The sequence below is a fragment of the Stenotrophomonas sp. SORGH_AS_0282 genome (assembly GCF_030818125.1).
GTDB lineage: Bacteria > Pseudomonadota > Gammaproteobacteria > Xanthomonadales > Xanthomonadaceae > Stenotrophomonas > Stenotrophomonas rhizophila_A.
On record NZ_JAUTAB010000001.1, the window covers coordinates 2,675,093 to 2,697,192 of the forward strand.

Genomic DNA, 22,100 nt, shown 5'->3' on the forward strand with positions numbered 1-22,100 from the left:
CCGGGCTGTCCCCATGCATTTCCCCCGCTGCCTTGCTTCCACCCTGCGCCCCCGTCTTGATGGACTCGGCGCCTGGCTTGCGCCACTGGGACTGCGCGTGCTGCTGGCCTGGGAATATCTGGAATCCGGGCTGGAGAAATGGCGCGGGGTGAACTGGTTCGACAACGTGCAATCGCACTTTCCGCTGCCACTGCGCTGGTTGCCGGCCGAGTTCAATTGGCAGGCGGCGACGTGGATCGAACTCATCGGCGGCATCTGCCTGCTGCTGGGCGTGGCCACCCGGGCCACCGCGGCGCTGCTGATCGGGCTGACGGTAGTGGCAACCGCCGCCGTCCATTGGCCTGCGCAGTGGGACTCGCTCGCCTCGCTGGCGCAGGGCTATGCGATCAGCGACCAGGGCCAGGGCAACTTCAAGCTGCCGCTGTTGTTCATCGCCATGCTGCTGCCGCTGCTGTTGCAGGGCGCCGGGCGGCTGAGCGTGGATGGCTGGCTGCGCCGGGATCCGCGCGGCCGGGCCGACGCGCTGGCCTGGGGCGGATTGGCGCTGGTCGCCGCCTGGCCGCTGGGGTGGCTGCTGCCGGGTCCCGCCCTGGTGTTGGCCACAGTTGGCACCGCCTTGCTTGGCGTGGCGGTCTGGCATCGCCGCCATGGGACGGTCAGGCCGCTCTGCTAAACTCGCTGCATGACTCAAGACCCCACCCAGACCACCGGCGCGCCGGTGGCCGCTGAAGACATGCCCTCTGCCGCCCAGCGCATGATGGCGACCCGCTTCCGTGGCTTCCTGCCGGTGGTGGTGGATGTGGAAACCGGCGGCTTCGACAGCCAGCGCCATGCGCTGCTGGAGATCGCCGCGGTGCCGATCGAAATGGACGACAACGGCCTGCTCTTTCCCGGGCAGACCGCCAGCGCCCACGTGGTGCCGGCCGAAGGGCTGGACATCGACCCGAAGTCGCTGGAGATCACCGGCATCATCCTCGACCATCCGTTCCGGCTGGCCAAGGCGGAAAAGGACGCGCTGGACCACATCTTCGCGCCGGTGCGCGCGGCGGTGAAGAAGTACGGCTGCCAGCGCGCCATCCTGGTCGGCCACAACGCGCACTTCGACCTGGGCTTCATCAATGCGGCGGTGAACCGGGTCGGGCACAAGCGCAACCCGTTCCACCCCTTCAGCGTGTTCGACACGGTGACCATGGCCGGCATCGCCTATGGCCAGACCGTGCTGGCGCGGGCGGCCACGGCTGCCGGTCTTGGGTGGGATGCGGAAGAAGCGCATAGCGCGGTGTATGACACCGAGCAGACCGCGAAGCTGTTCTGCAAGATCGCCAACGCCTGGCCGCGCCCCTGATCAGCCGATCGCGGTGCGGTCGCGGCCTTCGCTCTTGGCACGGTACAGCGCGCGGTCGGCGCGCTGGTAGAGCAGCATCGGGGTGCGGTCCCCGGCCTCCAGTTCGACCAGCCCGGCGCTGAAGGTCACCTGCAGGCCCGGTACGCCGGCCCAGTCCGGATGGTCATGGAACAGCCCGCGCAGGCGCGCGCAGACCTGTGCCGCTTCGGCCAGGCGGGTGTCGTTGAGCAGCACCGTGAATTCCTCACCGCCGGTGCGCGCGGGCATGTCCGAATCACGGCAGGCCGACGCGATCACCCGCGCCACCTCGGTCAGCACCACGTCGCCCACGCTGTGGCTGTGCTGGTCGTTCACTTCCTTGAAGTGGTCGATGTCCAGCACCACCAGGCACAGCGGGTGGCCGCTGCGTTGCGAGCGGGCGAAATCGCGCGCGAGCGCTTCGTCGAACGCGCGGCGGTTGGGCAGCCCGGTCAGCGCATCCTCGCGCGCCTGCCGCTCGAACTGTTCGGCCTGCACTGCCAAACGCGCGGCCAGCTGGGTCTTCTCTTCGTTCAACGCCTGCAGGCTGGCGGTCTGCGCCTTGAGGTCGCGGGTGGCGGCATCGACCTTGCGTGCCAGGCGTACGTTGCTGGCCTTGTAGCGCTTGATCAGGTAGCGGTACAACGCCACCAGCCCGGCCAGCAGCAGCAGGCCGCAGATGAACTGCACGCTGCGCCGCTGCCACAGGAACGGTTCCACCGTGAACGACCACACCGCCTCGCTGTCGCCCCAGGCGCCGCCCGGGTGGGCCGCAGACACGTGCAGGGTGTAATCGCCCGGCGGCAGGCCGATGAACTCCACGCTGCGCTGCTGGCCGCGTTCGATCCACGCGCTGTCCAGGCCTTCCAGCCGGGTGCGGTAGCGGATGCGTTCGGACATGAGATAGCTCAGGCCCACGTAGCTGATGCTGAGCCGGCGCCCGCCGGGCAGCGTGTTGTGGTTGGCGCCCTGCCAGTGCAGCGGCACGCCATCGACCAGCACCGTCTCGATCGCCGCCGGCGGTGCCAGCCGTTCGCGGAAGCGCTGCAGGCGCAGCGGGTCCACCGTGCTGAGGCCGCCGGCGGTAACCACCCAGAACGTGCCGTCCTGGCGCAGGATCGCCGAGGGGCCGGAGCTGCCGTTGGCCTGCGAATTGGCCATGCCGTCGATTTCGTTGTAATGCTCGACCTCGATCCGCCGCGTGCGCCCGTCGGCCACGTCGTTGAGCATGGCCATGTCGGTGCGCAGCACGCCACGGTTGCTGCTGATCCAGACGTTGCCGACCCGGTCCGGTACCAGCTGGAACACGGTATCGACCGGCATGCCCTGCTCCAGCCCCACCCGTGACAGGGTGCCGTCCTGGTAGCGGTACAGGCCGCGGTCGCTGCTGATCCACATCGCATCGCCGATCTGCTGGAAACCGAACACACTGCGACCGCCGCCCAGCGGAGCCAGGTCGATGCGTTGCACGTGGTCGCCGCGCAGCACGCTGATGCCTTCGATGGTGCCCACCCACAGGTCGCCTTCGGCATCGTGGGCCAGCGCGGTGACCAGGCCGGTGGGCATGCCCGGCACGGTCGGCACGGTTACCCCGTTGGCATCGAGCCGGGCGACGCCCTTCTGGGTACCGGCCCATACAGCGCCTTCGCGATCCACGCTCATCGCGCGGATGTTGCCGCCGAGCAGGCCGTCGTCGGCACCGTAGCTGCGCAGCATGCGGCCCTGCCCGTCCAGGTGCAGGATGCCGTCTCCAAACGTCCCCACCCACAACCCGCCTGCATGGTCCTGGGCCAGGCTCAGCACCGACGGCGTCTTGCCGCCGCGGTTGCGCAGCGGCACCGGATGGAACACGCCCTGTGCGTCGCGCCGGTCCAGGCCACTGGCACTGCCCACCCACAGCTGGCGGTCACGGTCTTCCAGCACGGTGCGCACGTAATCGCCGCTGAGCCCGTCACGCTCGGTGAAACTGCTGAACAGCGTTTCGCGCAACCGGTACAGGCCGCCGTTGGCACCAACCCAGATGCTGCCTTCGGCGTCTTCGCGCAGGCTCACCACCCTGCCCCCGGGCAGTGAAAGCCCGGCCGGCAAGCGCTCCACTCCGTGCCGCGACAGGCGCAGCAGCCCCTGGTTTTCGGTCCCCAGCCACAGGTCGCCGTGGCGGTCCTGCAGCATCGAGGTGATGTGCATGCCCGGGGCCAGGCGGTGCTGCAATTGCGGCATGCCATCGAGCATGCGGTAGATGCGCTCGCCAGCCACGATCCACAGCACGCCGTCGGGTGCGCGGTAGGGCCACACCAGGCCGTGGCCGAGGCCGTAGCTCTCCGGTGCGCGGCGCAGCACGCCGTCGGTGCCGCGCACCACCAGGCCGTCCAGCGTGCCCACCCAGACCCGGTCCTGCGCATCCACCACCAGCTTGGTGAAGCTCATGGCCATCGGCACGTCGGCCGGCGGCTTCTGGTAGTCGAAGTGGCCGTCGCGGGTCAGGCTGCCGATGCCATTGCCCTCATACAGCAGCCAGAGCCGGCCATGGCTGTCCATCTGCATGGCCTGGATCAGCACCTGCGGGGCCGGCGGCTGGTGTGCGAACACCTGCCAGCGGCCGTCGGCGCTGCGCCGGGTGACGTTGCCGCGCGAATCGCTGATCCACAACCCGCCCTCGCGGTCGACGAACAGCGCGCCCACCCCGTTGTCGCGCAGGCCCGGCCGGGTGCTGCGGTCGAACACGGTGAAGTCCAGCCCGTTGTAGCGCACCAGCCCTTCCCAGGTGGCGAACCACAGGTGGCCCTCCGGCGTCTGCGCGATGTCACGCAGCGAGTTGTGCGGCAGGCCGTTGCGCGAGGTCCAGACATCGATGGCGTAGTCGCGCAGCGGCGGGGGGCCATCCTGCGCGGCCGATGTGGCCGGTACCCCGAACAACAGGCACAGCAACACCAGCGCCAGGCACAGGCGCTGCACGGTCACTACTGCATGTACCGGCCGCCACCGGTTCCCGCCTCCCCCTTGGCTCATCCGTCAGGATCCGCCAGGGGCGCGGGAAGGGCACGGCGCGGACAGCGCGGCGCCGGGGTGGAAACCAGCCAGATCGGGCGCACTCATGCGGCGAATACGGGCGGGGGTTGCCCATAGTAGGCAAAACCGCGCCCGTTTGCCTCCTGTGCGATCAGCCGGCGCGGGGTGCCGGCGGGCGCGGTGGCGCCGGCCAGTGCACGACGGCCTCCAGCCCGCCCTGCGGATGGTTGCGCAGGTGCAGGGTGGCGCCGTCCTTCTCGGCCAGCGCGCGGGCGATGGTCAGCCCCAGCCCGGCCCCACCCGTCGCCCGCGAGCGCGAGGTTTCCAGGCGCACGAACGGGTCGAACACGGTTTCCAGGTCGTCCTCGGCCAGGCCTGGACCGCTGTCGCGCACCCGAACCCGCACCCCGTCCGCGCCCTGCTCGACCCGCACCCGGGCCGTGCCGCCGTAGCCCAGCGCGTTGTCCATCAGGTTGGAGAACAACCGGTGCATGGCCAGCGGGCGCAGCATCAGCACCGCGCCACTGCCCTGCTCGAAACGGGCGTCGGCGCCGGCCTCGACCGCGTCCTCGACGAGGCTTTCCAGCAGCGAATCCAGGTCCAGCGCGGCGCGTGGCTCGGCGCTCTCGGCGCTGCGGGCCAGTTCCAGGCCCTCGCGGATGAGCGCCTGCATCGCACCCAGGTCGCCGATCAGGCGCTCGCGCAGGGCTTCGTCGGTTACGTTTTCCAGCCGCAGCCTCAGGCGGGTCACCGGGGTCTGCAGGTCATGGGTGATCGCCGCCAGCATCTGGGTGCGCTCACCCAGCGTGCGCTGCAGGCGCTTCTGCATGGCGTTGAAGGCTTCGGCGGCGCGGCGGACTTCCAGCGGCCCGGTCACCGGCAATGGCGCACGCTGCAGGTCGTCGCCCAGCTCGGCCGCGGCCGAGGCCAGCCGCTGCAGCGGCGCGCTGGCGATGCGCGCAACCACGTAGGCCAGCACGCCGATCGCCAGCACCAGCAGGGTCAGGAACAGCGGGTCCACCGCGAGGATGCCGTTGTGGGCGATGGCCGGCGATTCCAGCGCCAGCGACAGCACCGTGCCGTCGCTGAGCGGGACCTGCACCGCGCGGCACTTGGGCGGGATGAAGGCCGGGTCGCGTTCGTGCGGCGGCCGGCGCCGCTGCTGCTGCGGAGGGGGCGGCAACAGTTCCTGCGCCTTGGGCAGGCACGAACGGAACGAGGTGAAATGCACGGTGGCATGCGCCACCGGGCCCGGGCGGTCGTCGAGGATGCCCATCAACGCCGCATCCTCGCGCCCCAGCCGCGCCCCTTCGGGCAGGCTGCGCACCGCCGGCCCGCCCACCGTCAGCAGCCGGTCGCGCAGTTCCGGGTCGCCGTCGAGCATGTTGACGAAGCCCTGCAGCCGATCGGCGATGCGGTTGAGGTTCTGCCGCTCGAATTCCTGCTGCCGCTTGGCACTGGCCAGCATGGTGGCACCGACGGCCGCCACGCTCATGCCCAGCAGCAGGATCACGAACAGCCGACCGACCATCGAGGCGAAGAAGCGGCGCAGGCGCATCATTCCAGCGTGACCGCCGTGGCCAGCACATAGCCTTCATTGCGCACGGTCTTGATCAGGCCGTCGCTGCCACCGTCATCGGCCAGCTTGTTGCGCAGCCGGCTGACCTGCAGGTCGATCGCACGGTCCTGCGATTCGTAGCTGCGCCCGCTGCTGAGCGATACCAGCTGCTCACGCGAGAGCACCTTGTTGGCATGCCCGACGAACACCCGCAGCAGCCGGAACTCGGCACCGGACAGCACCACCACGCGCCCGTCCGGGTCGACCAGATGGCGGTGCTCCAGGTCGAAGATCCAGTGCGAGAAGCGCGCGCGGCGGATCGCCAACGGCTCCAGGTTGGCCGGCAGCGCCTCGGTTCGGCGCAGCACGTTGCGGATGCGCGCGAGCAGTTCGCGCGGTTCGAACGGCTTGCCGAGGTAATCGTCTGCGCCCATTTCCAGGCCGAGCACGCGGTCGATCGGCTCGCTGCGTGCGGTGAGCATGATCACCGGCGTGGTCGAGCGCGCGCGCAGGTCGCGGCACAGGGTCAGGCCATCCTCGCGCGGCAGGTTGAGGTCGAGCACGATCAGGTCCACGTGCTCGCGTTCCAGCACCTGGCGCATGCCCTGGCCATCGCTGGCGGTGCTGACCTGGTAGCCGGCACGACCGAGCTGTTCGGCCAGCAGCTGGCGGATGTCGTTGTCGTCATCGACGATCAGCAGGCGTTGCATCGTAGTGGTGTTCTCCATGCGGCGATGATCCCCTGTCGGGAGCTGAACCGCATCCTCTGGTTTGCGTACGCATGTTTCAAGGCATGCACACGATACAGAAGGACACGTCGGACCGGGGCGTGGTTACGTCCTGTTACATGCCGTGCGTTGAGCCCTCCACAGGCGCTCTTCACAATGCTGACAACGCCGCACGCCGGCCTGTCGAGTTGACGATCATCGTGAAGTCCCGCCTGCCTACCACCCGTCGCGGCCGCGTGCTGCTGTTGATCGCCCTGGCCCTGCTGGTGTGCGGCATTGTCGCATGGACCCTGCGCAAGCCGGGCGCCCCCACCCTGGCCACCAGCCCGGTGACCCGCGGCGACCTGGAACAGACCGTGGAAGCCACCGGCGTGATCGATGCCTACAAGCTGGTCAGCGTGGGTGCGCAGGCCTCGGGCCAGATCAAATCGCTGAAGGTGCAGCTGGGCGATACCGTCAGGCAGGGCGACCTGATCGCCGAGATCGACGCCACCACCCAGCGCAACGCCGTGCTCAATGCACAGGCATCGCTGGACCAGGTCACCGCCCAGCGCGCGGTGCAGCAGGCCACCCTGCGCCAGGCCGAACTGGAATTCGCGCGCCAGCAGGAGATGCTGGCGGCCGAAGCCACCTCGCGTGCGGAGTTCGACAGCGCCGAGGCCGCGCTCAAGACCGCCCGTGCGCAGGTCAAGGCCTATGACGCGCAGATCCAGGGCCGCCAGACCGAGCTGGGCACGGCCAATGCCAACCTCGCCTACACCCGCATCACCGCGCCGATGGACGGCACCGTGGTCGCCGTGGTGGCCGAAGAAGGCCGCACCGTGAATGCCAACCAGACCGCACCGACCATCGTGATGCTGGCGCGGCTGGACCTGGTGACGGTCAATGCCGAGGTCTCCGAAGCGGACGTGGTCAAGATCAAGGCCGGCATGCCGGTGTACTTCACCACGCTGGGCGACCCGGACCGCAAGTACCACGCCACCCTGCGCCAGATCAATCCGGCGCCGTCGTCGATCGCCAGCGACAGTTCCAGCAGTTCCAGTTCGTCCAGTTCCAGCTCCAGTACGGCGGTGTATTACAACGCCCTGTTCGACGTGGAGAACCCGGACGGCACGCTGCGCATCGACATGACCGCGCAGGTGTCGGTGCTGCTCAAGCAGGCCAGGGGCGTGCTGATCATTCCGTCGGTGGCGCTGGGGCCGAAATCGCGCGATGGCCAATACGTGGTGCGCGTGGCCGATGCCGATGGCATGCCGCAGCCGCGCAAGGTCAGGATCGGCATCAACACCGGTTCCAGCGTGGAGGTGCTGTCTGGGCTGAAGGAAGGCGAGAAGGTCGTGGTCGGCGAAGGCAGTGCCACCCCGGCCGCGTCCGGCAGCGGCAACCGCGGTGGCGCGCAGATGCGCATGGGTGGCCCGGGCATGGGGCCGCGTCGATGAAGACCGCTCCCACGGGCGCGCCGCTGCTGCGGCTGCGCGACCTGCGTCGCGAATTCCCGGCCGGCGACGAGACCATCGCCGTACTGCGCGACGTCAACCTGGACATCGCCGCCGGCGAAATGGTGGCCATCGTCGGCCAGTCCGGCTCGGGCAAGTCGACGCTGATGAACATCCTCGGCTGCCTGGACCGCCCCACTCGCGGCAGCTACCAGGTGGCCGGCCGTGAGACCGGCAGCATGCTGCCGGACGAGCTGGCCGAATTGCGCCGCGAACATTTCGGCTTCATCTTCCAGCGCTACCACCTGCTCGGCGACCTCGACGCGCGCGGCAACGTGGAAGTGCCGTCGGTGTATGCCGGCAGCCCGGCGCCGGTGCGCAGCGCGCGCGCCGAACAGCTGCTGCAGCGGCTGGGCCTGGGCGACCGCATGCGGCACAAGCCGGGCCAGCTGTCCGGTGGCCAGCAGCAGCGCGTGTCGATCGCACGGGCGCTGATGAACGGTGGCGAGGTGATCCTGGCCGACGAGCCGACCGGCGCGCTCGACACGAAATCCGGTGAGGAAGTGATGGGCATCCTTGGCGAGCTGCATGCCGAAGGCCACACCATCATCATCGTCACCCACGACATGTCGGTGGCCGAGCACGCCCAGCGCATCATCGAGATCCGCGACGGCGAGATCATCGCCGACCGCGTCAACCCCAAGGCACCCAGCTACCGTGCACAGCGCACGCCGACCGTGGCCGCCACCAAGGGCCACAGCTGGCGCGCCGCGCGCGATCGCTTCACCGAAGCGTTCCGGATGGCGCTGCTGGCAATGAACGCGCACCGCCTGCGCACCTTCCTGACCATGCTCGGCATCATCATCGGCATCGCCTCGGTGGTATCGGTGGTGGCGATGGGCAACGGCTCGCAGCAGCAGATCCTGCAGAACATCAGCGCGCTGGGCACCAACACCATCGACGTCTACCCCGGGCGCGGCTTCGGCGACATGCGCTCGGCAAGAGTGCAGACGCTCAAGGCCAGCGATGCCGATGCGCTGTCGCGGCAGAGCTACATCGACAGCGTCACCCCCAGCGTGTCCTCTTCGGTCACCGCGCGCTACCGGAACCAGTCGGCCACCGCACAGGTCAGCGGCGTGGGGGAGCAGTTCTTCCGGGTCAAGGGCGTGACCCTGAGCGCAGGCAGCTTCTTCGACGCCGATGCGGTGAAGGGGCTGGCGCAGGTGGCCGTGATCGATGAGAACACCCGCACCCAGTTCTTCCCCAATGGCGCCGACCCGGTCGGCCAGGTGATCCTGCTGGGCAACGTGCCGGTGCGCGTGATCGGCGTGGCCCAGCGCCAGAGCATGGGCTTTGGCAGCAGCACCAGCCTGTCGATCTGGGTGCCCTACACCACGGTGATGTCGCGCATGCTCGGCCAGAGCCATGTCTCCAGCATCACCGTGCGGGTGGACGATGCCACCCCGATGGATGCGGCGCAGGCCGCCATTTCCAGGCTGCTGGTCATGCGCCATGGCACGGAGGACTTCTTCCTCAGCAACAGCGCCGAGATCCGCGACACCATCGAGCAGACCACCCGCACGATGACGCTGCTGATCAGTGCGATCGCGGCCATCGCGCTGCTGGTCGGCGGCATCGGGGTGATGAACATCATGCTGGTGTCGGTCACCGAGCGCACCCGCGAGATCGGCGTACGCATGGCGGTGGGCGCGCGACAGAGCGACATCCGCCAGCAGTTCCTGATCGAAGCAGTGCTGGTCTGCCTGCTCGGCGGCCTGCTGGGCGTGGGCCTGTCGCTGGTGGTGGGCTGGGTGTTCGACACCTTCGCCCCTGATTTCAGGATGCTGTTCTCCACTGCCTCGATCGTGGCCGCGTTCGCGTGCTCCAGTCTGATCGGCGTGGCGTTCGGCTTCCTTCCGGCACGCAATGCGGCCCAACTCGATCCCGTGGAGGCGCTGGCGCGCGAATGAAGACGTCCATCCTGTTATCCACCACCCTGCTGCTGTCGGCCTGCGTCAGCACCGGCCAGTACCAGGTCGACCCGCCCAGCGTGCCGGCCGTGTACGCCCGTGGCGATGCGCAGCGCAACGCGCCTGTGGAAACCTCCAATGCACCCTCCCCGCTGCGGACCGACGTGCGCGACGACGCCTGGTGGACCGGCTTCGGCGACCCGCGGCTGGACCGCGTGATCGCGCGTGCGCTGCAGGCCAACACCGACCTGGCCTCGGCCGGGCTGGCGGTGCAGCGCGCACGCCTGCAGGCCGGGCTGAGCGACAACGCGCTGTGGCCGCAGCCGTCGGGCAGCGTCGGCAGCAGCGGCAATCGCCCGATCGACCAGGGCGCCGACTGGAACCGCAGCAGTTCGGCCGGGGTCTCGCTGCAGTGGGAAATCGACCTGTGGGGCCGCCTGCGCACCCAGCGCGACATCGCGCAGTGGGAAGCCCAGGCCAGCGAGGAAGACCTGCAGAACACGGCACTGCTGGTGATCGGCGACGTGGCCACGCAGTACTGGACCCTGGCCTACCTCAACCAGTCCATCGCGGCCGGCGAAGCGAACCTGGCACGCCTGCAGCGTACCCGGGAGCTGGTGCAGGCGCGCTTCAACGCGGGCGCGGTCTCACGGCTTGAAGTGCGACAGGCGACCCAATCATTGGAAGCGCAGCGCGCCGCGCAGAGCGCGCTGGAGCAGCAGCGCGTGGCCAGCCGCAATGCGCTGACCGTGCTGCTGGATGGCCAGCCATGGCCGCAGGCCGACGAACCGCAGGCGCTGGACGGCGCCGGCAGCCCGGCCATCGCCGAAGGCCTGCCGGCCGACCTGCTGGGCCGGCGCCCGGACCTGCGCGCAGCCGAGCTGCGCCTGCGCAAGAGCCTGAAGAACATCAAGGTGACCGCCACCAGCTACTACCCGGCCTTGAGCCTGACCGGCGGGGTGAGCAGCGGCGCGACCACGCTGTCGGATGTGCTGAAGAACCCGGTGGCCTCCCTGGGTGCGGGGCTGTCGCTGCCGTTCCTCAACCTCCGCCAGGCGCAGCTGGATACGAAGATCGCCGGTACCGATTACCAGATCGCGGCCAACACCTTCCGGCGCACGCTGTACACGGCGCTGTCGGAGGTGGACAACGCGCTGTCGGCGCGCACCCAGTTCGCCACCCAGGTGGCGGCGTCGCAGGCGTCGTATGACGAAGCGGTGCAGATCGAGCGCATGTACGAAGTGCGTTACCGGGTCGGCGCCACCGACCTGCGCACCTGGCTGGAAGCGCAGCAGACCCGCCGCGACGCCGAACTGTCGCTGGCGTCGGTGAAGCAGAAACAGCTGGTCAACGACGTGACGCTGTTCAAGGCGTTGGGGGGCAGCGCCAACGGACCGGTTTGAAGCGGCGCGTCAGCTGCGCTGACGTACCGCTTCAAACAGGCTGACACCCGCAGCCACCGAGACGTTCAGGCTCTCGATGTCGCCCGGCATCGGGATCTTGACCAGGCCGTCGCAGTTCTCGCGGGTCAGGCGGCGCATGCCGTCGGCTTCGCCGCCCAGCACCAGCGCCACGTTGCCCTTCAGGTCGATCGAATACAGCGAGGTGGTGGCTTCGCCGGCCAGGCCGTAAATCCACACACCCTGCTTCTGCAGGTCCTTCAGGCAGCGCGACAGGTTGGTCACCGCCACCACCGGGATGCGGTCGGCGGCGCCGGCCGAGGTCTTGCGCACGGTGGCATTGACCGTGGCCGACTTGTCCTTGGGAATGATCACCGCAGTGGCACCGGCGGCCGCCGCGCTGCGCAGGCAGGCGCCCAGGTTGTGCGGGTCCTGCACCTCGTCCAGGATCAGCAGCAGGGCCTTGCCCTCGGCCGCCTCGACCAGGCCTTCCAGCTCGTTCTCACCGTAGGTGCGGGCTGCCTGGTAGCGCGCAGCCACGCCCTGGTGGCGGACCGAACCGCCCACGCCATCCAGCGCCTGGGTGTTCACCTTGCGCACGTCGATGCCCTTGCGGCGTGCGTTTTCCTCGATTTCGGTCAGCCGCGGATTCTTCGCGCTCGCCTCGATGAGCACTTCGCGGACGTTCTCGGCATCGTTCTCGATCGAGGAGGCGACGGCGTTGACGCCGACAATCCACTGGCTTTGCTTGCTCATTGCGGGGGCGGGACCGGTACAGGGGGTGGTAATGGTAGAGCATTGCCGGTCCGGCTGCCGCAGCGCCCGGCCCCTGCCCGGCCGCTCAACGGGGCCAGCGGGGGGTGTCGTGGTCCGGGTGCTGGTGGGAAACCAGCGTGCGCAGGCGCTCGGCGTCGGGGTCGTCTTCCTGCAGGATCACCTCGAGCGCGCCCAGCTCGTCCACGAATGGCAGCTTGGACTCGGTGCCGTACTGCACGGTCGGCGGCAGCCGTTCAGGCTGATCGAACGCACCGGCGGCCACGGCCATGCCGTCCTCGCCTTCGTAGGTCAGCGGCGTGCCGCAGTCGGCGCAGAAGCCCCGGCGGAAGTGGTTGGAGGACTGGAACCGGCGCGGCTCGCCCCGGGTCCACTGGAAATCGGCCCCGCGTACCGAGACCAGCGGCGCGTAGTACGCCCCGAAGGCCTTCTGGCACATCCGGCAGTGGCAGATGGAACGATCCGGCAGGGCGCCGCGGACATGGAAGCGGACCGCGCCGCATTGGCAACCGCCGGCGAATTCGGGAACCGGGTTCATGGGGCGCCTCCCCTCAGTATTTCTGCTTCTTCCGCTTGGCCGGCTGCCCGCGTGGCGGCAGCTGGGGTTCTTCGTCGCCCTTCTCTTCCACCAGCCGGAAGTCGATCTTGCGCTCTTTCCATGCTGGCCTTGAGCACCAGGATCCGCACACGGTCACCCAGGCGGTAGCTGGTGCCACGGCGTTCGCCGCTGAGCGTCTTGCGGGTCGCGTCGAACTGGTAATAGTCGTGCGGCAGCTGGGTGACATGGACCAGGCCGTTGACCTTGGAATCGTCCAGTTCCACGAACAGGCCGAAGCTGGTCACGCCGCTGATCACGCCGTCGAACTGGCCGCCCACGTGCTTTTCCATCCACGCCGCGCGGTAGCGCTCGTCGACCTCGCGCTCGGCCTCGTCGGCCCGGCGCTCGCGTTCGGAGCACTGCAGCGCCAGCGCGGCCATTTCGCGCTGGGTATAGGTGAACTTGTCCAGCGGCTTGCCACTCAGCGCATGCTTGATCGCACGGTGCACCAGCAGATCCGGGTAACGCCGGATCGGCGAGGTGAAGTGAGCATACGCATCCAGCGCCAGGCCGAAGTGGCCCTGGTTGTCCGGCGAGTACACCGCCAGGCTCTGGCTGCGCAGCAGCACCGATTCGATCAGCGCCGAATCGGGGCGCTCGCGCACCTTCTTGAGCAGCTTGGTGTAATCGCCCGGCTGCACCTTGGACCACGGCGGCAGGCTCAGCTTGAATTCCTTGAGGAACTCCAGCAGGTCCTCGAACTTGGCTTCCGGCGGCTTGGCGTGGTCACGGAACGGGGCCGGCACCTGCTTGTACAGCAGGTAGCGTGCGGCCTGCACGTTGGCCGCGATCATGCATTCCTCGATCAGCTTGTGCGCATCGTTGCGCACCAGCATGCCGGCCTGCGTGACTTCGCCGGTGTTGTCGAGCACGAAGCGAACTTCGGAAGATTCGAACTCGATGGCGCCACGGCGGGTGCGGGCCTTGGCCAGTACCTTGTAAAGCTGGTGCAGGCGCTCCACCTGCGGCAGCAGCGCACCGATGGCGTTGCGGGCGGCTGGATCGTTTTCGCCCACCGCCTGCCAGACCTGGGTGTAGGTCAGGCGCGCATGCGAGTTCATCACCGCTTCGTAGAAGCGCGAGTGGATGACTTCGCCGTCGCGGTTCACCTGCATGTCGCAGACGAAGCACATGCGGTCGACCTTGGGCATCAGCGAGCAGATGCCGTTGGACAGCGTCTCCGGCAGCATCGGCACCACGAAGCCCGGGAAGTACACCGAGGTGGCGCGCTTCTGTGCTTCGTCGTCCAGCGGCGTGCCGGGACGGACGTAGTTGGAGACGTCGGCAATGGCCACCACCAGGCGGAAGCCTTCGGCGTTGGGTTCGCAGTAGACCGCGTCGTCGAAGTCCTTGGCGTCTTCGCCGTCGATGGTGACCAGCGGCGTGCTGCGCAGGTCGACGCGGTCACCGATCATCGCCGGCTCCACCTGCATCGGCACGGAGGCGGCTTCGTCCAGCACCTGCTGCGGGAACTCGAACGGCAGCTCATGGCCGTGGATCGCGGTTTCCACGATCAGCGAGGCAGTGAGCTTGTCGCCGAGCACGGCAATGATGCGGCCAATGGGCGGGCGACGGGTGTCCGGGGCCTGGGTCAGTTCGCACACCACCAGCTGGCCATCGCGGGCATCGCCGGTCTGGTCGGGCGGGATCTGCACGTTGCGCTGGATGCGCTTGTCATCGGGCACCACGTAATTGATGCCGAACTCGACGCTGAAGCGGCCGATCAGGCGGGTCATGCCGCGCTCGAGCACGCGGGCGATGCTGCCTTCGCGTCGGCCGCGGCGGTCGATGCCGGTGACGTTGGCCAGCACGCGGTCGCCGTGCATGACCTTGCGCATTTCATACGGCGCCAGGAACAGGTCGTCGCCGCCGTCGACCGGGCGCAGGAAGCCGAACCCTTCGGGGTTGGCGATCACCACGCCGGTGATCAGGTTGGTGGCCTGCACCGGGGCGAAGCCGCCACGGCGGTTCTGCACCAGCTGGCCGTCGCGCACCATCGCGCCCAGGCGCTTGCCCAGCGCGTCGGCGCGGTCGGGCTCGGTCAGGCCAAGCTGGATGCCGATTTCCTCGGCGGTCTGCGGGCCATCACAGCGGTCCAGCAGCTGCAGGATCGCTTCGCGGCTGGCGATGGGCTGGGCGTAGCGTTCGGCTTCGCGGGCGGCGAAGGGATCGTCCACGCTGCCCACCGGCGCGCTGGGGCGCGGGTTGCGACGGGTCGGAATCGGCGGGCCATCCGGGCGGGCGCCGGAGCGCTTGCCGCCACGGGGCGGTGCGGGGGTGTTCATGGACTCGGGCATCCAGGGCGGCAGCTTGCCGGACTTGGCAGCAGCGCGGGACTTGCCCGACGGACCGGCAGCCTGCTTGGGCGCCGGGGACTTGGGGGCTTTTGCGCCCCGGGTCGGTTTCTTTGATTTCATCGACCCCCATGGTACCGCGTGGCGGTGTGCAGAATGGGTCATTGCCGCTGCCCATGCAGGATTGTGAAGAAATTTAACAAAACCGTTGACAACCCCTGCGGACTTGCCCAGAATTCGCCCCCTGAGTCGCCCAGGTGGCGGAATTGGTAGACGCACTAGCTTCAGGTGCTAGCGGGGGCAACTTCGTGGAGGTTCGAGTCCTCTCCTGGGCACCATGACTCAGAAAATGATCAAACCCGCGCAAGCGGGTTTTTTCGTTTCAGGCCTCGGGTGTGTAGTACCGGGCCGACAGCCCTGCCCGTCCCGGGAAGTACTTGAACCAGGGCCGCGCCGCGTCGACCACTGCGGCCACCGCCGGATGCGCCATCAAGCGCTCGAAATAGGCGAGCAGGTGAACCTCGGCGCCGGGAACCGGCACATAGGCCACGGCATAGAACAGCGCGGGCGCCGCCGCACAATCGGCCATGCTGAATCCTTCGCCGGCCAGCCAGGTGCGGCCTTCGAGCTGGCGGTTCATGGCGGCGTAGCTCTCCAGCAGCCGTGACCGGGCAGTCTGCGCTGCATCTTCGCTGCGACCGCTTTCAGGCTTGAGCTGTTCGGCGGTCAGCGCCTGCATCGGGGTCATCACATAAAAGTCGGAGAAGCGGTCCCAGAAGCGCACGGCCAGGGCAGCATCGGCATCGGCAGGAATCAGGCGTGCGCCGGTGGCCAGGTGCTGCTGCAGGTATTCGATGATGATGCTGGTCTCGGCGACGGCCCGGCCCTGATCGACCAGCGCGGGCATCTTCGCGGCCGGGGAGATGGCGTGGAGCATCGCCCGATCGGCCGGGTCGCCCAGGTTCACCATGCGCTCGTCCAGGGCCACGCCGAGCACGCGGGCGGCAATCAGTACCTTCTGGCAACAGGACGACAGCGGGTGGGCGTGCAGGATCGGCAGTGCCATGGAAACTCCAGGGAGTCGGTGTGGGCCGAGTATGCCAATCGGCGTTCGCGCATGCATTGACAGCCTCCTGCTGCTTCCGCATAATTCGCCCCCTGAGTCGCCCAGATGGCGGAATTGGTAGACGCACTAGCTTCAGGTGCTAGCGGGGGCAACTTCGTGGAGGTTCGAGTCCTCTTCTGGGCACCACGACTCGGTAAATGATCAAACCCGCGCAAGCGGGTTTTTTCGTTTCTGCGGCAGGGATCGCGCGGGAAATTTCCTTCGACATCCTGTTGACACACTCGCGGTTCTCCCGCAAAATTCTCCTCCTGAGTCGCCCAGGTGGCGGAATTGGTAGACGCACTAGCTTCAGGTGCTAGCGGGGGCAACTTCGTGGAGGTTCGAGTCCTCTCCTGGGCACCATGACTCAGTAAATGATCAAACCCGCGAAAGCGGGTTTTTTCGTTTCTATTACTCTCGATTTCATGGTGCCGGGCTGTGCCCGGCTTCATGCATTCTGGCGAACAGCCGGTGACCATCGGTTGGCCTGCTGGGCCGGCGGGTGCGGGGGTACGGGGGGCGCCGTGAATCCATCCCTGGAGGCTCTTGCGAAACATCCATGTTTCGCAAAGCCCCCGTACCCCCGCCCCCGCCGACCCTCGACGGTGTGTTGGTGGCCATGGAAGATCAACGGCAGTGCCGATCATTTTCGTGCGTTACCGGACGCGGTGGGGTTCCGTGCCGTCGTTCGGGAACCGACGCTACCCAGGCACATTCGGCATGCCCGCCGGGTACGGACACGCCCTTCGTGTCTGCCGTGCCCATCCGCACGCGACCATCTGTCGGGGGAGGCCGGCGGGCAGCCCCTGTAGGGACTGTCAAAAACATGGATGTTTTTGCCAAGCCCCCATGGGTGAAGGCGCACTGCTTGCGAGGCACTGCCTCGCGTGCGACTGAACGCACAGCCGCTGGCGGCTGGGCCGGGGCCCGGAGGGCGGTTTACGGCGTGTCCCGTAAGGGGCTGCCCGTCGGCCTCCCCAGCTCGCAAGAACTGAAACGCTGCCTTTAGCTGTTAGCTGTTCGCCATCAACAGCACACAACAAAAAACCCCGCTCTTCAGCGGGGTTTTCCGTTTCAGCAATTCACACCATCAATGCCCGCCGGCAGACGCCGCGCCGGCACCGGCGCCGAACGGCGGCTTGGCCAGCCACAGGAACGCAATGATGGCCAGGAAGATCCAGCCCAGCAGGAAGAAGATGTCGTTGAAGCCCATCTGCGATGCCTGGTGGTTGATGATGTTGTTCAACGCCGCTGCACCATGTTGCAGGTCGCCCTGCCCCATTGCCGCCACCTTCTCCTGCATGCCCGGCGTGTAGCCGGAAATGCTTTCGGTCAGGTGCGCATGGTGTTCCTGGGTGCGGCGCGCCCACAGCCACGTGGTCAGCGATGCCGCGAAGCTGCCGCCCAGCGTACGCAGGAACGTGGCCAGGCCCGAACCTGCCGCGATCTCGCGGCCGTCCAGATCCGACAGCAGGATCTGCAGCACCGGCATGAAGAACAATGCCACGCCGATGCCCATGATCAGCTGCACCCCCGCCACGTGCGCGAAGTCCACCTGCAGGTTGAAGCCCGAACGCAGGAAGCTGGTGAACGACAGGAACACGAACGCGAACGATGCAATCCAGCGCATGTCGAACCGCGATGCGTACTTGCCTACGAACGGCGTCATGATCACCGGCAGGATGCCGATCGGCGCTGTAGCCAGGCCCGCCCAGATCGCCGTGTAGCCCATGTCACGCTGCAGCCACTGCGGGATCAGCAGCGACACGCTGAAGAACGCCGCGTACGCCACCACCATCGCCAGCGTGCCGGCGCGGAAGTTGCGGTGGCGGAACAGCCGCAGGTCGACGATCGGATCCTTGTCGGTCAGTTCCCAGATCAGGAACACCGCCAGCGCCACCACCGAAATGCAGGCCAGCACCACGATCGTCGGCGAACTGAACCAGTCCTCGTCGTTGCCCAGGTCCAGCACCAGCTGCAGCGCACCCACGCCGATGACCAGCGTGATCAGGCCTACGTAGTCCATCTTCGGCTTTTCGATCTGCTCCGGACGGCCCTTCAGCTGGTTGCCCACCACCAGCGCCGCGAAGATGCCCAGCGGCACATTGATCAGGAAGATCCATTCCCAGCTGTAGTTGTCGGTGATCCAGCCGCCCAGGATCGGGCCGCAGATCGGCGCCACCACCGTGATCATCGCCAGCAGCGCCAGCGCCTGCCCGCGTTTCTCGCGGGGGTAGATCGAGACCAGCAGCGACTGCGTGATCGGGTACATCGGACCGGCCACGAAACCCTGCAGGGCGCGCGATACCACCAGCATGCCCATGCTCTGCGCCAGGCCGCACAGCAGCGACGCGATCACGAACGACAGCGTGGCCCAGATGAACAGCTTGGTTTCACCGAAGCGGCGGCTCAGCCAGCCGGTCAGCGGCAGCGCGATGGCCGTGCTGACCGCGAACGAGGTGATGACCCAGGTCGCCTGCTGCGAACTGGCGCCGAGGTTGCCGGCGATGGTCGGCAGCGAAACGTTGGCGATGGTGGTGTCGAGCACCTGCATGAACGAGGCCATGGCCAGGCCTGCCGTACACAACGCCACGTTGGCCGGCCGGAACGCGCCGGTCGCACCTGGCGCCGACGGCGCGCCCGGCAGGCCGGGCGCGGCGGGAGCTTGTGCGGACATGGTGGCCTCAGCTTGCCTTTGCCGTGCGCGGCAGGTTGCTCTGGATGATCTCGTGGATCACGTCGTCGGCGCTGTGCAGCTGCTTGGCATACACGTCGGTGTCGAACACCTGGCCCTTGGCCGTGGTGGTCGGCAGCACCGTGCCCTTCTGGTCGCGCAGGCTCACTTCCGCCTTCATCGACAGGCCGATGCGCAGCGGATTGTCGGCCAGCTGCTTTGCATCGATGGCGATGCGCACCGGCACGCGCTGCACGATCTTGATCCAGTTGCCGCTGGCGTTCTGCGCCGGCAGCAGCGAGAACGCCGAACCGGTGCCCAGGCCCAGGCTGTCGATGCGGCCCTTGTACTTCACCTCACCGCCGTACAGGTCCGAGCGCAGCTCCACTTCCTGGCCCAGGCGCATGTGGCGCAGCTGGGTTTCCTTGAAGTTGGCTTCCACCCACATCTGTTCGGTCGGCACCACCGCCATCAGCGCGGTACCCGGCTGCACGCGCTGGCCCACCTGCACCGAGCGACGGGCCACGTAGCCGCTGACCGGCGCCACGATGCCCGCACGGGCGTTGTTGAGGTAGGCCTGGCGCAGCTGCGCCGCGGCCGCCTGCACGTCCGGCTGGGTCGCGATCACGGTGTCGTCGACCAGCGCATTGCTGCGCTCGAAGGTCTCGCGCGAACCGGCCACCGCTGCTTCGGCCGCCGCCAGCTCGGTACGCGCGTGGGCCAGTTCTTCATCCGAAATGGCACCGGTCGAGGCCAGCCCCTTGCGGCGCGCGAAGTCCTCGCGGACGCGGTTGAGGGTGACCTGGCGTGCGTTCAATTCCGCCTGCGCACCTTCGACGCTGCGGTACAGGCCGCGGGTCTGGCGCACCGTCTTGGCCAGGTTGGCCTGCGCCTGCTGCAGCGCCACCTCGGTGTCGGCCGGGTCCAGCTGCACCAGCAGCTGGCCGCGCTCCACGCGCATGCCGTCATCGGCGTTGATCGCCACCACGGTACCGGTCACCAGCGGGGTGATCTGGACCTGGTTGCCCTGCACGTAGGCGTCGTCGGTTTCTTCGAACCAGCGGCCGAACATGAAGTACCACAGCGCCGCAGCGGCAAGCAGCAGCACCACGATGGCCAACAGGCCGCGCAGCAGCTTGCCACGGCGGGAGGGGGCTGCCGGTGCGGCAGCAGGAGCGGAAGTCTGGCTCATGGGAGGACTCTCAGGAATGCGTGGATTCGGGGGCGGTGGCGAGCGTGGCGGTGTCGCCGGACGGGGTGAAGCCCCCGCCCAGCGCCTGGCTCAGCCGAACCGAAACAAGGATCTGCCGCGACTGCAGCGAGGCCAGCTGCTGCTGCGACTGAAGCAGCTGCGACTCCACGCTGAGCACGTCCAGGTAGCTGCCGATGCCGGCCTTGTAGCGCTGCTGCGCCAGGTCATGCGCGGCGCGGGCGGTGGCGACGGCCTGCGCCTGCGAGGCGGCCTGGTCGGCCAGCGAACGCACCGCGTTGACCTGGTCGGCCACCTCACGCAGTGCGGTGACCACCGACTGGTTGTAGTCGGCCACGGCCAGGTCGTACTGCGCGTCGGTCTTGTCCAGGTTGGCACGCAGGCGGCCACCGTCGAAGATCGGCAGGCTCAGCGCCGGGCCGATGAAGGCGAAGGTCGAGCCGCTCTTGAGCAGCTGGTCCACTTCGCTGGCAACCACGCCGCCGAGCGCGGTGAGGTTGAGGCTGGGATAGAACTTCGCCTTGGCCGCGTCGATCTCGCGGCCGGCCGCCTCGACCCGCCAGCGTGCGGCGACGATGTCCGGGCGGCGGCCCAGCAGTTCGCTCGGCAGCACGCCCGGCAGCTGCAGTGCCAGCGGGTTGAGCGGCTGCGGGCGTTCGATCTGCAGGCCACGGTCCGGGCCCTGCCCGACCAGCGCGGCCAGCGCGGTGCGGGCCTCGTCGATCTGCTGCTGCGCGGCCTGCAGCTGCTGCTGCGCGGCCGGAATGCGGGCTTCGGCCTGGCGGGTCTGCAGGTCGCTGTCGATGCCCGCCGCGCGACGCTGGCGGGTCAGGTCAAGCGTTTTCTGCGAGCGGTCCAGCTCTTCGCTGGCCACATCGTGCAGCTGCCACGCATAGCCGAGCTGCGCGTAAGCTTCGGCAATGCCGGCCGACAGGTTCAGGCGCGCGGCCTGCGCGTCGACGGCCGCGGCATGCCCGCTGTCCACCGCCGCCTCCCACGCAGCACGCTTGCCGCCCCACAGGTCCACCCCGTAGCTGACGCTGAGGTAGGCCTGGCCGCTGCCGGCATAGCTGCCGCCAAGTTCGTCACCCACCATCGATTCGGGCAGGCGCACGCCGGTGTAGCCGCCGGAAGCGGACACGCTGGGCAGGCGGTCGGCATGCGCGGTGCCAATCTGGGCACGCGCCTGGCGCAGGCGTGCATCGGCCGCCTCCAGGCCCGGATTGCGCTGCAGGCCTTCGGCGATCAGGGCGTCCAGCTGCGGGTCGTTCAGCGCCCGCCACCAGTCGGTGGCCGGGAATGCCGACGGGCTCAGGGTGTGGCCGGCCAGGGTGCGCTGGGTCTGCAGGCTGTCGGCGTCGAGCAGCTGGCCGTGCGGTTGCAGGCCGCCGGTGCTGGCACAGGCAGCCAGCGCCAGCGCCAGCACGGACAGCAGCGCCGGCCGCAGCGGGCGCAGCGATGAGGTGCGATCAGGTATGGAAGTCATGGCGTAATCAGAGAGTCGCGGACACGGGTCAACAGGGAAAGCAGCAGCGCGCGCTCGTCGGCGGACAGGTCGCGCATGGCGTCGTCCATCACCGCGTCGCCGCGTTGCTTCAGGCGGGCCCACAGCTGGCGGCCCTCGTCGGTCAGTACGATCTGCAGCGCACGCCGGTCCTGCGCATGCGGTTCACGGCGGACGCAGCCCAGCGCTTCCAGCTTGTCCAGCAGGCGGGTGACCGCGCTGGGCACCTGGTCCAGGGCCTGGGCCAGTTCGTTGGCGGTACAGGGCGCGCGGAACGACAGCACCTTCAGCCCCAGGTAGTGGGTGAAGCCGATATCGAGGTTTTCCTCGGCCATGGAAACGTCCAGCTGGCGCATCAGGCCGTCACGCACCTGGCGCAGCAGCAGGCCCAGGCTGGGCGGCGTGGTATCGGGGCAGATCATCATGGGGACGCACTTTACTTCCGGAAAATATATTTCTCAATGGAAATATTTAATC

Annotated in this window: 15 protein-coding genes, 3 tRNA genes and 1 pseudogene; 8 read left to right on the forward strand and 11 right to left on the reverse strand. The window is 68.2% G+C overall.

Annotated features, from left to right (window positions below; genetic code table 11):
- Positions 1-13: 13 nt before the first annotated feature.
- Both QE395_RS11990 and rnt read left to right on the forward strand, forming a co-directional pair.
- Entirely contained in the window at positions 14-673 is a 660-nt protein-coding gene (locus QE395_RS11990) for a DoxX family protein (protein ID WP_306989245.1), read from the forward strand.
- 84 nt (positions 674-757) lie between these two features.
- The gene (gene rnt / locus QE395_RS11995; RefSeq protein WP_068854601.1) at positions 758-1,345 is read left to right on the forward strand and encodes a ribonuclease T; all 588 of its coding nucleotides are present in this window, start codon (positions 758-760) and stop codon (positions 1,343-1,345) included.
- Here rnt and QE395_RS12000 read toward each other — a convergent pair whose 3' ends face one another.
- From QE395_RS12000 to QE395_RS12010, 3 genes are all read right to left on the reverse strand, one after another.
- Positions 1,346-4,372: a ligand-binding sensor domain-containing diguanylate cyclase gene (locus QE395_RS12000; protein WP_306989247.1), complete on the reverse strand. Its 3,027-nt coding sequence runs from the start codon at positions 4,370-4,372 to the stop codon at positions 1,346-1,348.
- A gap of 151 nt (positions 4,373-4,523) precedes the next feature.
- Positions 4,524-5,933: an ATP-binding protein gene (locus QE395_RS12005; protein ID WP_093533927.1), complete on the reverse strand. Its 1,410-nt coding sequence runs from the start codon at positions 5,931-5,933 to the stop codon at positions 4,524-4,526.
- A complete protein-coding gene (locus QE395_RS12010; RefSeq protein ID WP_095363782.1) occupies positions 5,930-6,640 on the reverse strand; it encodes a response regulator transcription factor in 711 nt (236 codons plus the stop codon). The genes QE395_RS12005 and QE395_RS12010 overlap by 4 nt, the downstream gene beginning before the upstream one ends.
- Before the next feature lie 218 nt (positions 6,641-6,858).
- On the opposite strand from QE395_RS12010, the gene QE395_RS12015 reads away from it, so the two are divergent.
- From QE395_RS12015 to QE395_RS12025, 3 genes are read left to right on the forward strand one after another with little or no spacing between them, the layout of a single operon-like run.
- A complete protein-coding gene (locus QE395_RS12015) occupies positions 6,859-8,097 on the forward strand; it encodes an efflux RND transporter periplasmic adaptor subunit (protein WP_249834010.1) in 1,239 nt (412 codons plus the stop codon).
- Positions 8,094-10,064 carry a MacB family efflux pump subunit gene (locus QE395_RS12020; protein ID WP_095363784.1) on the forward strand — a complete coding sequence of 657 codons (1,971 nt, stop codon included), beginning with the start codon at positions 8,094-8,096 and terminating at the stop codon, positions 10,062-10,064. The genes QE395_RS12015 and QE395_RS12020 overlap by 4 nt, the downstream gene beginning before the upstream one ends.
- Positions 10,061-11,467, forward strand: a complete 1,407-nt coding sequence (locus tag QE395_RS12025) for a TolC family protein (RefSeq protein ID WP_306989250.1) — start codon at positions 10,061-10,063, stop codon at positions 11,465-11,467. The genes QE395_RS12020 and QE395_RS12025 overlap by 4 nt, the downstream gene beginning before the upstream one ends.
- 9 nt (positions 11,468-11,476) lie before the next feature.
- On the opposite strand, the gene rlmB is transcribed toward QE395_RS12025, so the two are convergent.
- From rlmB to rnr, 3 genes and pseudogenes are all read right to left on the reverse strand, one after another.
- A complete protein-coding gene (gene rlmB, locus QE395_RS12030; protein ID WP_068850558.1) occupies positions 11,477-12,220 on the reverse strand; it encodes a 23S rRNA (guanosine(2251)-2'-O)-methyltransferase RlmB in 744 nt (247 codons plus the stop codon).
- An 85-nt stretch (positions 12,221-12,305) separates the two neighbouring features.
- A complete protein-coding gene (locus tag QE395_RS12035) occupies positions 12,306-12,776 on the reverse strand; it encodes a GFA family protein (protein ID WP_306989253.1) in 471 nt (156 codons plus the stop codon).
- A 13-nt stretch (positions 12,777-12,789) separates the two neighbouring features.
- Positions 12,790-15,133: pseudogene (rnr, locus tag QE395_RS12040) on the reverse strand (ribonuclease R).
- Between the two features lie 248 nt (positions 15,134-15,381).
- Between rnr and QE395_RS12045 the strand changes: the two are divergent.
- A tRNA-Leu gene (locus QE395_RS12045) sits at positions 15,382-15,468 on the forward strand.
- Positions 15,469-15,512: 44 nt separating this feature from the next.
- Here the strand turns inward: QE395_RS12045 and QE395_RS12050 are convergent.
- Positions 15,513-16,196, reverse strand: a complete 684-nt coding sequence (locus QE395_RS12050; RefSeq protein WP_306989255.1) for a glutathione S-transferase family protein — start codon at positions 16,194-16,196, stop codon at positions 15,513-15,515.
- A gap of 99 nt (positions 16,197-16,295) precedes the next feature.
- Here QE395_RS12050 and QE395_RS12055 point away from each other — a divergent pair.
- Both QE395_RS12055 and QE395_RS12060 read left to right on the forward strand, forming a co-directional pair.
- A tRNA-Leu gene (locus QE395_RS12055) sits at positions 16,296-16,382 on the forward strand.
- A 129-nt stretch (positions 16,383-16,511) separates the two neighbouring features.
- Positions 16,512-16,598, forward strand: a tRNA-Leu gene (locus QE395_RS12060).
- Positions 16,599-17,325: 727 nt separating this feature from the next.
- On the opposite strand, the gene QE395_RS12065 is transcribed toward QE395_RS12060, so the two are convergent.
- Genes QE395_RS12065 through QE395_RS12080 form a run of 4 tightly spaced genes read right to left on the reverse strand, consistent with a single transcriptional unit; the run spans position 17,326 to position 22,045 of the window.
- Positions 17,326-18,912: a DHA2 family efflux MFS transporter permease subunit gene (locus tag QE395_RS12065; protein WP_068850548.1), complete on the reverse strand. Its 1,587-nt coding sequence runs from the start codon at positions 18,910-18,912 to the stop codon at positions 17,326-17,328.
- A 7-nt stretch (positions 18,913-18,919) separates the two neighbouring features.
- Positions 18,920-20,101, reverse strand: a complete 1,182-nt coding sequence (emrA, locus tag QE395_RS12070; protein ID WP_068850543.1) for a multidrug efflux MFS transporter periplasmic adaptor subunit EmrA — start codon at positions 20,099-20,101, stop codon at positions 18,920-18,922.
- A 10-nt stretch (positions 20,102-20,111) separates the two neighbouring features.
- A complete protein-coding gene (locus tag QE395_RS12075; protein ID WP_217537332.1) occupies positions 20,112-21,605 on the reverse strand; it encodes an efflux transporter outer membrane subunit in 1,494 nt (497 codons plus the stop codon).
- Positions 21,602-22,045, reverse strand: coding sequence for a MarR family transcriptional regulator (locus tag QE395_RS12080; RefSeq protein WP_068854598.1), 444 nt, complete (start codon positions 22,043-22,045; stop codon positions 21,602-21,604). The genes QE395_RS12075 and QE395_RS12080 overlap by 4 nt, the downstream gene beginning before the upstream one ends.
- Between the last annotated feature and the right edge of the window lie 55 nt (positions 22,046-22,100).

Bases quoted from the DNA above. Each gene is read 5' to 3' on its own strand.
- QE395_RS11990 (WP_306989245.1), top strand. From the start codon at position 14: ATGCATTTCCCCCGCTGCCTTGCTTCCACCCTGCGCCCCCGTCTTGAT.
- rnt (WP_068854601.1), top strand. From the start codon at position 758: ATGGCGACCCGCTTCCGTGGCTTCCTGCCGGTGGTGGTGGATGTGGAA.
- QE395_RS12000 (WP_306989247.1), bottom strand. From the start codon at position 4,372: ATGAGCCAAGGGGGAGGCGGGAACCGGTGGCGGCCGGTACATGCAGTA.
- QE395_RS12005 (WP_093533927.1), bottom strand. From the start codon at position 5,933: ATGATGCGCCTGCGCCGCTTCTTCGCCTCGATGGTCGGTCGGCTGTTC.
- QE395_RS12010 (WP_095363782.1), bottom strand. From the start codon at position 6,640: ATGCAACGCCTGCTGATCGTCGATGACGACAACGACATCCGCCAGCTG.
- QE395_RS12020 (WP_095363784.1), top strand. From the start codon at position 8,094: ATGAAGACCGCTCCCACGGGCGCGCCGCTGCTGCGGCTGCGCGACCTG.
- QE395_RS12025 (WP_306989250.1), top strand. From the start codon at position 10,061: ATGAAGACGTCCATCCTGTTATCCACCACCCTGCTGCTGTCGGCCTGC.
- rlmB (WP_068850558.1), bottom strand. From the start codon at position 12,220: ATGAGCAAGCAAAGCCAGTGGATTGTCGGCGTCAACGCCGTCGCCTCC.
- QE395_RS12035 (WP_306989253.1), bottom strand. From the start codon at position 12,776: ATGAACCCGGTTCCCGAATTCGCCGGCGGTTGCCAATGCGGCGCGGTC.
- QE395_RS12050 (WP_306989255.1), bottom strand. From the start codon at position 16,196: ATGGCACTGCCGATCCTGCACGCCCACCCGCTGTCGTCCTGTTGCCAG.
- QE395_RS12065 (WP_068850548.1), bottom strand. From the start codon at position 18,912: ATGTCCGCACAAGCTCCCGCCGCGCCCGGCCTGCCGGGCGCGCCGTCG.
- emrA (WP_068850543.1), bottom strand. From the start codon at position 20,101: ATGAGCCAGACTTCCGCTCCTGCTGCCGCACCGGCAGCCCCCTCCCGC.
- QE395_RS12075 (WP_217537332.1), bottom strand. From the start codon at position 21,605: ATGACTTCCATACCTGATCGCACCTCATCGCTGCGCCCGCTGCGGCCG.
- QE395_RS12080 (WP_068854598.1), bottom strand. From the start codon at position 22,045: ATGATCTGCCCCGATACCACGCCGCCCAGCCTGGGCCTGCTGCTGCGC.